Here is a 12,245-nt window from a genome sequence, read left to right as displayed (position 1 = left end):
GATACACTACTTCGGTTATGTATCCGTTCTTTATTAAAAAGCCTTCCATTTCTGCAAAGGTTTAAATATTCATTAGTAAACACTAGCTGTATAATTTCTGCCCGGCAACATAGTAAGACTTCCTACTGCCCTTCTTATCAATTAAAATCTCTTCCCCTTTTGCCGTTTCTTTAGTTTTGGGTAAATGAATTTTTAGGAAATCTTTATTCTCGCCGGTAATCCTATCTGGATCAACTTTACTGATATTATCAATCTCAGTGAGCAATACGCTATGGATTGATTTAACCAATTTCTTAACCTCTGCTACAGGTATTGCATTAGCCGTTGATAACGGAGATATACCGGCATGATAAAGTATTTCGTCGGCATAGGTGTTGCCAATTCCCCTGATTATCTTTTGGTCCAGCAATACAGTTTTGATATCCGTTTTCTTTTTGGACAAAACCCCAACAAACCAATCTGCTTCAACATCAAGTGCATCGATCACATCTGAAGGTTCAGGATCCAATGTTGGTGTTGCCGATTTTTGCCAATCGGTAAGATATAAGGTGTGACTTGGGAAGTCAAGTTGAATGATCGGGAATTTCACTTCCTCACCTGATGCAACCAATCTTATTTCGCCATGCAGCATTAAATGTAAGCCCAGCACGTGATCACCAATGTTTAAATGCAATTCTTTACCCACCCTAACAATTGATTTGACCTTGTGACCCACCAAAGCATCCTGCATTTCGCCTTCGGGCACATTGTTTTTGCGATCAACATGCAATGTCAAACCTTTAACGGTGTGGTTAACCAACTTGACTGATAGGTTCTTGGCCATTACGGCTAAATCTGGAAGTTCTGGCATAATCTCAAATATATCACAAAACCAAATGCCAAACATCAGTGTTTTATCAACATGGACGATAAAAGAAAACAAGATGGTCGTGATGATGCTAAAGTAGATTTGAACGATCCAAATGAAGTGAACTATGCAGCTCAACAGGCGGGCATTAGCTCTGATCAATACAAGGAATATGCTAAACGATGTGGCAGCTCATCTCGAAAGGCAATTGCCGATTATATTAAGCAAAATCATAAGTAGTATGCCACGACTTAAACAAATAGATATCAACCTAAATGGACTATCAAAACTACTTGGAGCGGAAGTGTACCAGGAATCGTCTGGGTTCATTTGCCTACTTCCTGATGATGTGCACGAAAGTGTTACTGGCCGGGGTGATTCGGTCGCGGAAGCTGTGAATGCTTGGGATGTTAATTTGAAAGCCCATTTACGTAATGCCAGCGAAGATGATCCGATAGTACAATATGTCAAATCAATAATTGCAAAGCCTGGTCAGGGCGAAGATGTATCCAGCGTAGTAAAAGGCAAAGTGAAGGTAGATATCGAAAAGACACGTGAGCAGAATATGCAGGACTTTGAAGCACAATTTTATCCTAGCTTGAAACAAAAGAAATAGTATTCGGTTGTATCATCACAACAATTATATTTGGTTAATTAATTTTAAAAGGCTGTCGTGAGATAGCCTTTTAGCGTATATGCTATTTGGCAGATAATATGCCACAAAGGTTTTGTATAACTAAAAAATAGCCGCCCTATTAAGAGTGGCCTAATCCAGTGCGCTACGTTTCATTCACGCATTTACTGCCATAAAGGCAATCTTCTTTCATTGAACTAACTGGGATTAGGCTTTCCTATTAATTTCCCATTTTATTAAAAAAATTAATGCAATCAAATGTACGGTTGATAAAAAAGCATAGCCTAAAGTGAGTTTAATATTTGCATCTAAACAATAACCTTTATACGCTATAAATCCGAAGAAGAAAACCAATACTGCACACATCAATATAACTTGCTTATTCATATCTCAAATATAATTAAAAGTTAACCATTTCCGCACTTCCAACAACTTGATAAGGCTTGTCATATTCCCACAAGCTAAGTGCACCTTTAACATTCAAAATTCGTTGATTATAAAGCACCGGATTAGCTAAAACCCAATTGTAAACCGGAACTTCAACTTCAATTCCCTTACGCAAATCAGTTGCGCTATGCTCTGCCCATATTGAGTCATGTCCTAATACGCAATCAACGATATCAACCTCGCCGATGATGGCAGATGTTAGACAATATTTAACCGCTGAAAGTATAATGTTCTTTGGATAGCTTTCCAAATTGTGCTTCGCAACAGCATCGAGTTGGTCTGTAGTCAATTGATTGGCCATGCTGTCGAACGCCAGCTTGCTGCTCGCATGAATATAAATCCTGCCCCTGTATTTTGTTGCCCAAGTGCGGTTTTCTATGTCTTTAATTCCCGAAGCTATTAAACTGGCCCACGGCTGTTTTATTGATAATGCTTTCATAAAAAATATTTTATAAGGTCACATTTCTAATTTATCGGCTTATTTGCCGATTTTCAGCTTTATCGGCTTATTACCCGATAATTTCTCATTAATCGCTTCCAAACGATCTGAGAGGGCAACATCTGCTTCTCTTTTGACTTCTGAATCGTCGAGCTGTTTCATGGTCGCCACAAGAGCAAACTGGATATCTTCTTTTTCTTTTTTGGATAAAAAATTCTTCATTCGTAGGTTAAAGTTGGATGTTAATTAAGTTTTTTCTGTGAGGTTTCCCGTAAAATCTTAGCTCCGGCTACCAGATCAAGAAATTCGGCTTCTGTTAACTCGATTTTTTTAATCTCATCTTCAGCATTTGCTTCATTTTCTGAACGAACGAAATCTACTTCGCCGCGTGTATTTGTTATTTTGTAGTATGTTGGCATGATTCATCAAATAAATTATCATTAGTGAAAAACATTTATTGGTGTATTCTCGTTTACGATTCATGACATTCAAAGCATTAATATTCGTTGGCGTCAGTATTGGCGTAGTTTCATTTTTTGGTATTCGTAAATTGATTTCAGATGACCAATCTGAAGTGCATGATGATCGGTTGTTTATTTAAGCGATAATCTAATGCTTTATTTCTTGCCTACTGCTCCCCATTCTTATCGGACATATCAAATTCTTTCGGATTATAGGCTGATCCATTAGCCTGTTTGCTTAATCTTGCCAATTCCTCTTGATCAATCATTCCCATGTTGGGCTTGTACTTGCCGGCCAAGGCAACTGCATCCTGCAAATTTTCTTTTAGTTCGTGCACCTGGCGCTGTAGTGCTATTGTTGTGTTCATTTTAATTAATGCTATTGTATCCGTTCATTACGGAGTTGTTTTCTTTTATGTGATGTTTTTCTCTTGTTGATATCAGTTGCTCGATCTCTTTAACCGTCTTGATGTCATTTGGTATTTCAACGATCTCAATTATTTCAAATGTCCAATCGGTGACTTTTGATGATCTGATTGCCAGATGAAATTTGCACGAACCATGTTGGAAGAAATGCTGATACCAACGGAGCGTAAATACCTGCGTGGTTTTTCCTATGTAGCACAATGATGTAATCTTATTGGTAATCTTGTAAATCACTGGAGAAGCCGTACCGCTTAATACCTCGTTCTGATTCCTTATATAAGCTTGGATTTGCCTATCTTCATCCTGACATTCATAAGAGCAGTAGGTTTGACCTTTATTACCACAATTATGGTCGTTGTACTTATCAATGACATAAAAAGTGTTATTGCATGATGGGCGCTTACATGTGTTCAATTCAAATAGCCTGCTGATGTGGCTGTCAGGTTTGATCTCGTCAATATTCAATAAGAATTCATTGCTATCCAAATCCTTTTGCAACACCCTTAAAGGAAATTGCTTGCCGTATTCAGCATCAATCAAAAGCTTTGCTTTTTTCTTATCATCAGCCACAACCTTGCCGCTGAAAATTGGCGGGAAAGTCCAATTACCGAAATAATCGTCCTTTCCTTTTTTACCTTTTATTTGATAGTAGAACTCTGCCATAATTGGTTGGGTTACTTCGCTCTCCTTCTCTTTAATTTGGCGTTGTGGGATAGGCGCTTGCGGTTGCTTTTGCCTTTGCGTTGCGACTTACCTGCCCACATTGGCGAAGCGAATTTGTTGAAGTTGTGTGTGACCTCATCGACTTTAGCATTGATGTTTTCAGATGCTTGAGTCTTACCAGACAATCCCATCATTGCTGCTACAAAGCCTAAGCCGAGCATGTTCCTAAATCCGAATTTCATATTGTTGTTTATTTTAAATCCCCATCAGGGGAATGAGTTTAATTAAATATTTGATATGCGCATGCGAAAATTATAGCCCAGATTATGCTGCTCACAGCAAATAGGGTTATCCAGGTTATTAGTTTGATGTTCATATTTTGTTTAACTTTTATATTGAATTATTTAAACAGAATGGGTTAGCCATGCTGCAATGATTATGCACACCCACCAAAGGATATGCTTTGCGTTTGTTGTGTTGGTGTTGGATTGGTGCATTATTCGGCTTCACTAACAGAGCATGAGATATTTTGAAACTCATCATTCCATTTGTAATCGGCTTCATCATCATGGTCATCCTTGATAGATTTGATACTCAAATCAAGCGCAACCTTTTTAACATCTTCGATTGTGTCAGCATCAACAGTAAATACTCCAGCGCCGATAATTCCACCAAATGTTTTGTAGGAATAACCTACTTCAAACTTCTTTTCCATAAAATATACTTTGTGCCTATCAGGCGATGTGTTAAAAAACAAGCAGGCTGGAGAACCACTTCCAACCTGCAACGCCAAGTCACACGTAATGTATCTTGACAAACCTAAACCTCAAACTAACCTGCCCAACTGGGCGAGTGTCTTGCCACCTCTGCACGGTAACCCGCTCGGTGGACTTTTTAATAACTAACCAGTCTATCTCCGGTCTGATAGTTAGTGGGGATAACCAACTCTCCAACTGGCGTTTGGTGCGGACTATTGGCACCCGATTAACAAAGTTCTTTGACTTTCACATTTAGCGGGTTGTACGCCGCTTTGTTAAACAATCAATTAAACATCGATACTACACTCGTCCAGTCCATGTTTTAAATGGTGGGGATTGAAGCATAGTTTCCGAAACTATTTACGCCGCATGAAAATGCGCTCACGTTTGTTTTACTTCAATCCTTTGCCCGCGAACAGACCCCGATTCGAACGGGGACGATACCTTTGTCTGAGTGTACTCTTAGACTTATTACTTCTGAAAGGATATCTCCCAACATTTTCACCAATCGCCTTTACGTAGATCCCAAGCTTCTCTGACTGTTGCATTACGCTTTGAATAGGAGGTATCACGTGTACTAACTCTAGCGTCTACCAATTCCGCCATCTGTTCAATGTGACCGTCTTTCCGGCCTGTCACGCGTGCTTATCGCGTTCGCATCGATTCTATTACGTTAGAATCGAGAACTAGCAATCGATGTCTTTCCATCAGTCACGATTACACATACTTGCCGGACTATTGTTTAGCCACTCCATTACTCGGTGTATGCTTCGAGGGCATTCGCTACAGCTCGCTATTGCCATTCACTTTATTTCAGCTGGGTAAAGAATATTTTAAACAAACCTTAACAACCCGGGGTCAACAGGACGATGTTCGTCGCCCATGCAGCAGGATTTAGCTGCCCTTCTTTGCTTTTTTGTTACATCAACTCTTTTCGAGTATTGTTAAGGTTATTTACAGGCTCTACCCTGCTCGCATTCGCAGCGCTACGAATGATAATATTATGATCTGTATTGTAATTATTCTTAATGTTAAACCGAGGCAACCTTTCGATATGCCCCGGTAATTAACGCTCTCAACGCACAAAGCACGAGCCTTGAAGGTGTCGTGCTTGCCAGTCTTCCGACTTGCTGATACAATTATACGAGTTATAATTGTTATAACAAAATGTTATATAAAATTATTTAATAATACTTAAAGTAGGTAACAATAGGTATTAAAATCAGTGTTGATAAAAAACTAAAAACTCTGAATAAAAAAAAATTAAATTGTAGCATGAAAAATTTAAATCAAATAACCGCAATTGAAGCGGCTAATATCGTCAATGATATGTCCAATCCATTCGGAAAAGAATTACATTTAGAAGATAGTATATCTGGGCAAATCGCAAAGAGTTCATTGACCATTTCTACTTACTACTTAACCAAGAACCATCAAAACATTTTGCCGAGTGGAATCTATTCTTCAGATTTGTTCAAGTTAACAACTTTAATGCATAGCGAATCGTCATTAAGATTGTTTGAAATTAGAGAGGTAGAAAAGAATAAATAAACATTCTTTTCTATTTAGTTGCGGAATTATTCTCAGCCCTCGCCGCCACTTCCTTCTCAATAGCTGCCATTTCTTCCTCAATGTTGTCGACCAGACCAAGTTTGGTAACGGCGGCTCTGGTGCTTAATAATCCAGCGCTCACCAAAGCGATGATGTTATTATATTCTTCAGTTTCATTGGATGGTAGATAAACCTGAAAGCGCGGAGATATATCTAAGCCTTGAGCGACTTTGATAGAAGTATTTATTTGGCATAGTGCAGCCTTTAAAAAGTTACAACGGCGCTGCACGCCCATACCCCAAGAGCCTGACTGTTTATTCATGGCCTTCAATGTAGCTGGAAGAAAACGAATTTTAATCCCAATAATCGGCAAATTACTTCCAATGCCCTCACCATCAAAAATGCTCATGTTTGGTGTATTGGTATCGTAGTAGATCCCATTGAGTAAATTCTCACGCTCCATCTTCAAAGATTCCGGAGTACCTGCAGCTTCAAGCATCTTTAAATCCCCGCCTTCAGTAACTTCAAATGTTTTACCTGTTTCTCCGCGCTTGCCCATGCCTAGCAAACCGCTTGCCACAAGTATCGGTGAACCTGTTGCTATATTCTGGTCCGCATGATCAGAATCCAATGTTTCTAAACGCTTACGTTTTTGGATGATATCCTGATACTCCAGTCGATCCTGGCTATAATACACAAATGAAGCTTTACCGTAATTCTGGGGAACATTGCCAGTTTGCTCCCAATCAGATCCATTATTAGTAAAGGTGATGTACGCGCCATTAATCCAGATGTCAAACATTTCGATGTCCTTATCTTCTTCATCCTTGATGATATATTCCCTGGTTAATGCGATTGCGTCACCAACGTTATTGGTAACAAGAAAAAGTTTATCGCCAGTTTCTTTACTTAGCAGCATCATGCGCATACGTTTCTTAAACGCTCCCAATGGTGCCCAATGGAACTGATCACAATCTTCGCTAAACCAAACTTCAGCACAACGCTTATACGTGCCCATCAATCTGACAACTGTCTTATCCAAATACTCAAGCTTGTTAGACTTGACTGTATGTTTGAACATATTGTAAAGCATCTCTTCTTGATCTGTTTCAGGCAAAGCATGGTAATCTACCGGGACACCTGCAGCCATCTGAGCAGCCCAATCAATAATGTTCTTTTCAATAGCCGATGGAATGCGCGTGACTTCCTCAAACTCCGTACGCATGATAGGCTCATTCTTGTCATCCACAAATCCGGTGTCTACCTTAATCTCCCGTTTTTTCCTTTCCTGCGGATTCATCACCTCATGATCTTCCGGCTGAATAGAAGGTATATCCTCGTCAGGTCGTGCCGTACGGATCTTTTCAATAAGTGTTTTTGGATCTGAAAGGAGGTTGGTAAGGGTAGATAATTCCATATACTACAAATTTAGCCTTGTAGGTTATGGCTGCCCTTAGTTTGGGTTTATTAAATGGAGTTGGTATATTAGGCTTTCAAATATTTAACCTCTCAAATGGAAACTATCAAAGACTTTTTTAAGGAATTAAAAGACCGTTTAACTAGCCCTTTAATTGGATCATTCATCATTGCATGGCTGTTGATAAACTGGCAGATACCACTCGTACTAATTTTTTATAAACAGTCCGAAATAAAACTTGAGTCTCAAAATTCTTTTATAGGGTTTATTAAATCGCAATATTCGTGGTGGACTTGTTTTGCATTTCCATTGTTAGTTGCATTATTTTACGTTTTTTTATACCCGTATATAAGAAACTGCATTGCAGAATATGTAGAGAAAAGAAAGATAAAAGGACAGGCGAATTTACTCAAAATCGCAAAAGCCGAGGGTTTTGTATCCATCGCTAGGCATCAGTTACTTCAAGGACAACTCAATGATAAAATAACCCAACTAACAACGTTTTATCAGGAGCAGACTAAAATTGAAACACAATATCTTGAGAAAGAAGCAAAAGTGGCCGAATTAGAGAGCCAGATCGGAACGTTAAGAGCTCAAATTGACCAACTAAGAAACCGTAACAATACAAGTATTCCAGATATCGTTTCCTCCTTTGAATTAAGCGGAAGGTTTCAAATTAAATCATTCTCAGATCCAACAGGGTCTAATATAATGTCTTTAAGTAATTGGCAAATAATTGATTTAAATACTATTAAAGTTAATGAAGAATTTAGATTTGATGGAACAAGTTTAAACCAGAACATAAAAACAGGAAATTATAAAATATTCAACATAGGCATTTCAATGAATAATGATTTAATGTTCCAAATGGAGGATATGAAGTCCCCACCACATAGCTTCCACATCACATTACGTAGAGGATCTAATTTGAATTACAACGGACTAATTAATTCTGAATTTCAGTTTGCTATTACTAAAGTTCTATGATGACACCTTTATAATACAACGAAGATATCGGTTACAAAAGAGTCTACCGCCAGTCAAACAAAAACTAGGAATGATGTTCAAAGATTTGATCGAGTTGTCAAACGATTCCCTTACATAACTTATACAGAAAATAAATCGTCTGAAGCTTTAGTCCAAATACCTGAAGATCATAAGACTACCTAATCCCACTTAACACTCCAAGACTTGATTTTTTCTTATTGATGTAAGCTAAATATTCAGCGGCAAAATTATGAGTTACCAAATATCGTTTACAATCGGATGCATGGCCAAACTCCTGGTAAGTGATTTTAGTTACCGGATCTTTTTTCGTAGACTTTAAAATGGTACCATCAGAATCCTCTTTAGTGTATTGGTAGTCAAATATTGACTTTTTACATTTTTTACTTATGCCAATGGTTATGCTAGTATTAGTGTTCCCAGCATAAATATCATTAATGAAGTTACCAGACTGCACCACGCTTGGATTCACCGATTGAATTTTGAGAACTGGTCGGTAGTCCTTCAACTCCTTCATAATATCAGTAAAGTAGTTCTCACCCTTCTCCTTTTTGGTATCTTCTTTAATTGATGTTCGATCACCACCAACAAACAATCCTGCAACTTCACCAAGAGGATAACGCTTAGTAAACTCTTTAGCTGCATGAACAACCCTATTCAATGGATCCTTCATGAAAATTTCATCGATCTGCTGCACATGTTTGCCTTTGATCTGCCAAACTGTCCAAGGAAGATATGGATGAACGTTTTCATCGCATGAAAGCCAGATAGGCAATGACTTATCCCATATCACATCATTAACATGAATTTCAGGTTTAAATTGCTTCCAAAATTCACCGCCAAAAGTAGCCTTGCCCCACTCGCCCAATACGTTTACCCGGTAAGAATTGTAATTCTTCAACCTCATTGCCTCGTAAGTCGCAATCAAGTTTTCATCTTTGAACCCATAGGCGCCACAGGGAGAGCCGGTAATCCAATAATTATCTTCGTACGTTGTTCTGATCAGGACAACCTTACCGCAAGTAGATATCTTAACAAAACTATTTTCAGATGGAAGCTTATGCTGTTTCATTTCAACGAACTCATAAGAATCCAATAGTTCAGTTTTTACCCAGCTTGTCTCATCAACCGGATTCCATGCAGCAAACACCTTTTGGCCCGAAATACCCCGAAGCGACATGTTAAACTGGTCGTATTCCGCCTGTTCAAAATGATCCAACTCATCAAGGAATAAATATTTGTATGATTCAATACCCTTAGCTTTACCTTCAGTATCTAGTCCTTTAAGCACAATCTCTGAAATTGTATCTAACTGATTCTCGCAAAGGTAACGGCGATCTTGTATATCAAAAGCAGCATCAAGTCTAGTTGTGGTGACACCGAGATTAAATGTCTTTTTGAGGGTTGTGGGGATAATTACAGATTCCTTACGATATGCAATGGTATTGCTGGCATTCACATAACATTCTTTTGCTAGAATTTGACATATAGAAGCTGTTTTTGCTGCTGACTTACCGCCATAAACTAAAATGGTTCTAATCGAATCATCTTTGATAAGATCATTTAGGATAAAGTAAAGTGGGTTAAACCATTTCTTGTCTAGCCTTAGCGCCATTACTCGTAAATTTCTTCTTCAGCATCTTTACCAATTTTTAAAGTATGCTTAGTTTCCTTCTTGTCGGCAAGACCTAAATCTCTCGCAATGATGTTAGCATTAAATGCACCAACAGCGGCGCCTTCAAACTTCTGAGCGTAACATCTAGCACGCGCCTGCGTTAAGACCCCCTTTAATTGGTCATGTTCTTCTTCACTTACTCCATCTAAAGCTTTATCATCTAGGTTTTTCGAAAGGTTTGTAAGGTACTTTTCTCCTAAATCATGGAAAGCACAAAAACCAATTTCAGAATAAGGTCTTGCTGTAGGCACTTTTATTATGGTTCCTGCTAAGTCTCCGCTTTTCACGGCTTCGGATTTGTACCAAGGATTATCATCAACCCATTGAAAGTATTGCTGCCACGCCAGTTCAAATTGCTTAGGATTAAATTTAAATGGCCTTCCTGGGCCTTTTCCTTTTGCCATCACTTACAGTGCTAATTGATATTGAGTATCGTCTTTATTGATTGAGAATGGCTTGAATGCTTCGACTATCGACATTACTTTTACTTTGAATGGCCTAACTACCCCGTTTGATTCGGGTTTAAGAAAAGGCTCCGCGTAAACTTTCAAGGCATTTATGGTTTCCGGATTGTTAACCTGTAAGCATCTTTGCATTTCATCGCGCACACCAACTGGAAGTTTGCCGCTGGCCTTGTCATCATCTTTTCTTCTCAAAAAGCTTAGAGGCTGGTATAGTTGATAAACCGAACCAATAAAAATAAGCTTTCGGATGTCTTTAGTCTCTTGGCTGAAATTCGCTTCAACGTATTCAAAAACTTTTTGCACTAAAGCAGGATCTTTCAAAGTCCTTCTAAATTGCGTTACAATTGTTCTTGCCTCATCCGGATTGGATTGAGAAAAAACTCTTCCTATGATTTCCTGTGAACTAAGCATGATGATCTGGATTATTCCCCTAGCGGGTATTTTACAAATATAAAATTAATTATAAATAATATAACATTTTGTTATAAAAATGATTAAAATTTTTTAATATCCTTTTGTGAGGGGTGGAAAGGTTGCGTAAGAGTGCAATACCATTTATCGCCGTGTGGGGTTTCAATAGCATGAGGACATGTAGAAAATGGTACATCACACTGGCATTGTTTAGGCCTATCTGTTGTATTTTTGGAAGTGTCCATTTGTTATAAGATTGATTAGTAATTTTTCTGGTTGATTAATTGGATTTGGTTTTCCTAGTTCTAAAATGTCTACTGTGCATTCTTCAGGCTTTCCGGTGGCCCACACTCTAACTACACACCAGACACGTCCCTTTGCGTCTTTGTACCAGTCGTATGGCTTTACTTCTTTTATTTCGTTTGATTTAGGCATTTTCTAGTTCCTCCCCTATTATGTAGTAAAACTCTTCCAATGAACGGCATATTTTGTAAGTGTGGCCAATTTTCTCGACTTTACCTTGCCATCTTTCCTGACCAGGTGATTGACTTCCGTATCCAGCTTTTAATTCGATCCAGATAACTTTTCCATCATTGCATAGGAAACACATATCAGCCACACCCTTCTTAACTCCTTTACTGGTATTTTGAGCGCCTTGAATCGCATTAACCGAATTATTATTGATTGCTATCAGTCTACCTCTAAAAGTTGGGTAACTGTGATTAAAATTCACTACGATTGATTCTTGTAGTTTTGCTTCTGGTGATTTTTTCATAACATCTGCTTTTTTATTTCTTCTAATTCTAATGCTATTTTTTCCAGTGCAGAGGGATACGAATCGCTTAATGATATTACATTAGCTTTAACCATAAGCTCATTGTATATTATTTTTGTAGCAATGTCTAATGCTTCATAATCTGTTAATGAAGGAAAATCTTCTTTGATTTCTTTTGCTTTCGTGAATGTTCTGATCATATTTTCTTTTTTTTAAATGAAGTGTACACCTGATATGCTTTGGTTAACCTTTTAAGCCAATATTTGTACACT

Annotated in this window: 18 protein-coding genes; 4 read left to right on the top strand and 14 right to left on the bottom strand. The window is 38.2% G+C overall.

Annotated features, from left to right (window positions below; translation table 11 throughout):
* Positions 1-82: 82 nt before the first annotated feature.
* A complete protein-coding gene (locus ACJVDH_RS00340) occupies positions 83-850 on the bottom strand; it encodes a DNA-formamidopyrimidine glycosylase family protein (protein ID WP_443945592.1) in 768 nt (255 codons plus the stop codon).
* 51 nt (positions 851-901) lie between these two features.
* On the opposite strand from ACJVDH_RS00340, the gene ACJVDH_RS00335 reads away from it, so the two are divergent.
* Complete coding sequence (locus ACJVDH_RS00335; RefSeq protein ID WP_443945591.1) at positions 902-1,087, top strand: DUF3606 domain-containing protein; 186 nt, start codon at positions 902-904, stop codon at positions 1,085-1,087.
* A 1-nt stretch (position 1,088) separates the two neighbouring features.
* The gene (locus ACJVDH_RS00330; protein WP_443945590.1) at positions 1,089-1,463 is read left to right on the top strand and encodes a hypothetical protein; all 375 of its coding nucleotides are present in this window, start codon (positions 1,089-1,091) and stop codon (positions 1,461-1,463) included.
* Positions 1,464-1,881: 418 nt separating this feature from the next.
* On the opposite strand, the gene ACJVDH_RS00325 is transcribed toward ACJVDH_RS00330, so the two are convergent.
* The 7 genes from ACJVDH_RS00325 to ACJVDH_RS00295 form a co-directional block, all read right to left on the bottom strand.
* Entirely contained in the window at positions 1,882-2,367 is a 486-nt protein-coding gene (locus tag ACJVDH_RS00325) for an ASCH domain-containing protein (RefSeq protein ID WP_443945589.1), read from the bottom strand.
* Positions 2,368-2,406: 39 nt separating this feature from the next.
* Entirely contained in the window at positions 2,407-2,589 is a 183-nt protein-coding gene (locus ACJVDH_RS00320) for a hypothetical protein (RefSeq protein ID WP_443945588.1), read from the bottom strand.
* Positions 2,590-2,609: 20 nt separating this feature from the next.
* The gene (locus tag ACJVDH_RS00315) at positions 2,610-2,786 is read right to left on the bottom strand and encodes a hypothetical protein (RefSeq protein ID WP_443945587.1); all 177 of its coding nucleotides are present in this window, start codon (positions 2,784-2,786) and stop codon (positions 2,610-2,612) included.
* Between the two features lie 209 nt (positions 2,787-2,995).
* Positions 2,996-3,196 carry a hypothetical protein gene (locus ACJVDH_RS00310; RefSeq protein WP_443945586.1) on the bottom strand — a complete coding sequence of 67 codons (201 nt, stop codon included), beginning with the start codon at positions 3,194-3,196 and terminating at the stop codon, positions 2,996-2,998.
* Between the two features lies 1 nt (position 3,197).
* Positions 3,198-3,917 carry a GIY-YIG nuclease family protein gene (locus ACJVDH_RS00305; protein ID WP_443945585.1) on the bottom strand — a complete coding sequence of 240 codons (720 nt, stop codon included), beginning with the start codon at positions 3,915-3,917 and terminating at the stop codon, positions 3,198-3,200.
* An 11-nt stretch (positions 3,918-3,928) separates the two neighbouring features.
* Positions 3,929-4,159 carry a hypothetical protein gene (locus tag ACJVDH_RS00300; protein WP_443945584.1) on the bottom strand — a complete coding sequence of 77 codons (231 nt, stop codon included), beginning with the start codon at positions 4,157-4,159 and terminating at the stop codon, positions 3,929-3,931.
* Positions 4,160-4,413: 254 nt separating this feature from the next.
* Positions 4,414-4,632, bottom strand: a complete 219-nt coding sequence (locus ACJVDH_RS00295; protein WP_443945583.1) for a hypothetical protein — start codon at positions 4,630-4,632, stop codon at positions 4,414-4,416.
* Positions 4,633-5,950: 1,318 nt separating this feature from the next.
* Here ACJVDH_RS00295 and ACJVDH_RS00290 point away from each other — a divergent pair.
* Positions 5,951-6,226 carry a hypothetical protein gene (locus tag ACJVDH_RS00290; protein WP_443945582.1) on the top strand — a complete coding sequence of 92 codons (276 nt, stop codon included), beginning with the start codon at positions 5,951-5,953 and terminating at the stop codon, positions 6,224-6,226.
* Positions 6,227-6,236: 10 nt separating this feature from the next.
* Here ACJVDH_RS00290 and ACJVDH_RS00285 read toward each other — a convergent pair whose 3' ends face one another.
* Positions 6,237-7,643 carry a phage portal protein gene (locus tag ACJVDH_RS00285; RefSeq protein ID WP_443945581.1) on the bottom strand — a complete coding sequence of 469 codons (1,407 nt, stop codon included), beginning with the start codon at positions 7,641-7,643 and terminating at the stop codon, positions 6,237-6,239.
* Between the two features lie 96 nt (positions 7,644-7,739).
* Between ACJVDH_RS00285 and ACJVDH_RS00280 the strand changes: the two genes are divergently transcribed.
* The gene (locus ACJVDH_RS00280) at positions 7,740-8,630 is read left to right on the top strand and encodes a hypothetical protein (protein ID WP_443945580.1); all 891 of its coding nucleotides are present in this window, start codon (positions 7,740-7,742) and stop codon (positions 8,628-8,630) included.
* A gap of 175 nt (positions 8,631-8,805) precedes the next feature.
* Here the strand turns inward: ACJVDH_RS00280 and ACJVDH_RS00275 are convergent, their stop codons facing one another.
* The 5 genes from ACJVDH_RS00275 to ACJVDH_RS00255 form a co-directional block, all read right to left on the bottom strand.
* Entirely contained in the window at positions 8,806-10,263 is a 1,458-nt protein-coding gene (locus tag ACJVDH_RS00275) for a phage terminase large subunit (protein ID WP_443945579.1), read from the bottom strand.
* Positions 10,263-10,727 (bottom strand): terminase small subunit, encoded by a 465-nt coding sequence (locus ACJVDH_RS00270; RefSeq protein ID WP_443945578.1) that lies wholly within the window; start codon positions 10,725-10,727, stop codon positions 10,263-10,265. Before ACJVDH_RS00270 ends, ACJVDH_RS00275 begins: the two co-directional genes overlap by 1 nt.
* Positions 10,728-10,730: 3 nt before the next feature.
* Positions 10,731-11,198 carry a hypothetical protein gene (locus ACJVDH_RS00265; RefSeq protein WP_443945577.1) on the bottom strand — a complete coding sequence of 156 codons (468 nt, stop codon included), beginning with the start codon at positions 11,196-11,198 and terminating at the stop codon, positions 10,731-10,733.
* 427 nt (positions 11,199-11,625) lie between these two features.
* On the bottom strand, positions 11,626-11,973 hold the full coding sequence (locus ACJVDH_RS00260; protein ID WP_443945576.1) for a hypothetical protein: 348 nt from the start codon (positions 11,971-11,973) through the stop codon (positions 11,626-11,628).
* Positions 11,970-12,173: a hypothetical protein gene (locus tag ACJVDH_RS00255; protein WP_443945575.1), complete on the bottom strand. Its 204-nt coding sequence runs from the start codon at positions 12,171-12,173 to the stop codon at positions 11,970-11,972. The genes ACJVDH_RS00260 and ACJVDH_RS00255 overlap by 4 nt, the downstream gene beginning before the upstream one ends.
* Positions 12,174-12,245: the final 72 nt, after the last annotated feature.

The organism is Pedobacter terrestris (genome assembly GCF_052343045.1).
In the GTDB taxonomy this organism is placed as follows: Bacteria; Bacteroidota; Bacteroidia; order Sphingobacteriales; family Sphingobacteriaceae; genus Pedobacter.
Note: the sequence above shows the minus strand (reverse complement) of the source record. Positions and strands in the feature narration are given on the sequence as shown.

What these genes read in the sequence shown, in the direction of transcription:
- ACJVDH_RS00310 (WP_443945586.1), bottom strand. Translation starts at nt 3,196, where the DNA reads ATGAACACAACAATAGCACTACAGCGCCAGGTGCACGAACTAAAAGAA.
- ACJVDH_RS00335 (WP_443945591.1), top strand. Translation starts at nt 902, where the DNA reads ATGGACGATAAAAGAAAACAAGATGGTCGTGATGATGCTAAAGTAGAT.
- ACJVDH_RS00295 (WP_443945583.1), bottom strand. Translation starts at nt 4,632, where the DNA reads ATGGAAAAGAAGTTTGAAGTAGGTTATTCCTACAAAACATTTGGTGGA.
- ACJVDH_RS00340 (WP_443945592.1), bottom strand. Translation starts at nt 850, where the DNA reads ATGCCAGAACTTCCAGATTTAGCCGTAATGGCCAAGAACCTATCAGTC.
- ACJVDH_RS00280 (WP_443945580.1), top strand. Translation starts at nt 7,740, where the DNA reads ATGGAAACTATCAAAGACTTTTTTAAGGAATTAAAAGACCGTTTAACT.
- ACJVDH_RS00300 (WP_443945584.1), bottom strand. Translation starts at nt 4,159, where the DNA reads ATGAAATTCGGATTTAGGAACATGCTCGGCTTAGGCTTTGTAGCAGCA.
- ACJVDH_RS00285 (WP_443945581.1), bottom strand. Translation starts at nt 7,643, where the DNA reads ATGGAATTATCTACCCTTACCAACCTCCTTTCAGATCCAAAAACACTT.
- ACJVDH_RS00270 (WP_443945578.1), bottom strand. Translation starts at nt 10,727, where the DNA reads ATGGCAAAAGGAAAAGGCCCAGGAAGGCCATTTAAATTTAATCCTAAG.
- ACJVDH_RS00255 (WP_443945575.1), bottom strand. Translation starts at nt 12,173, where the DNA reads ATGATCAGAACATTCACGAAAGCAAAAGAAATCAAAGAAGATTTTCCT.
- ACJVDH_RS00265 (WP_443945577.1), bottom strand. Translation starts at nt 11,198, where the DNA reads ATGCTTAGTTCACAGGAAATCATAGGAAGAGTTTTTTCTCAATCCAAT.
- ACJVDH_RS00325 (WP_443945589.1), bottom strand. Translation starts at nt 2,367, where the DNA reads ATGAAAGCATTATCAATAAAACAGCCGTGGGCCAGTTTAATAGCTTCG.
- ACJVDH_RS00320 (WP_443945588.1), bottom strand. Translation starts at nt 2,589, where the DNA reads ATGAAGAATTTTTTATCCAAAAAAGAAAAAGAAGATATCCAGTTTGCT.
- ACJVDH_RS00315 (WP_443945587.1), bottom strand. Translation starts at nt 2,786, where the DNA reads ATGCCAACATACTACAAAATAACAAATACACGCGGCGAAGTAGATTTC.
- ACJVDH_RS00290 (WP_443945582.1), top strand. Translation starts at nt 5,951, where the DNA reads ATGAAAAATTTAAATCAAATAACCGCAATTGAAGCGGCTAATATCGTC.
- ACJVDH_RS00275 (WP_443945579.1), bottom strand. Translation starts at nt 10,263, where the DNA reads ATGGCGCTAAGGCTAGACAAGAAATGGTTTAACCCACTTTACTTTATC.
- ACJVDH_RS00330 (WP_443945590.1), top strand. Translation starts at nt 1,089, where the DNA reads ATGCCACGACTTAAACAAATAGATATCAACCTAAATGGACTATCAAAA.
- ACJVDH_RS00305 (WP_443945585.1), bottom strand. Translation starts at nt 3,917, where the DNA reads ATGGCAGAGTTCTACTATCAAATAAAAGGTAAAAAAGGAAAGGACGAT.
- ACJVDH_RS00260 (WP_443945576.1), bottom strand. Translation starts at nt 11,973, where the DNA reads ATGAAAAAATCACCAGAAGCAAAACTACAAGAATCAATCGTAGTGAAT.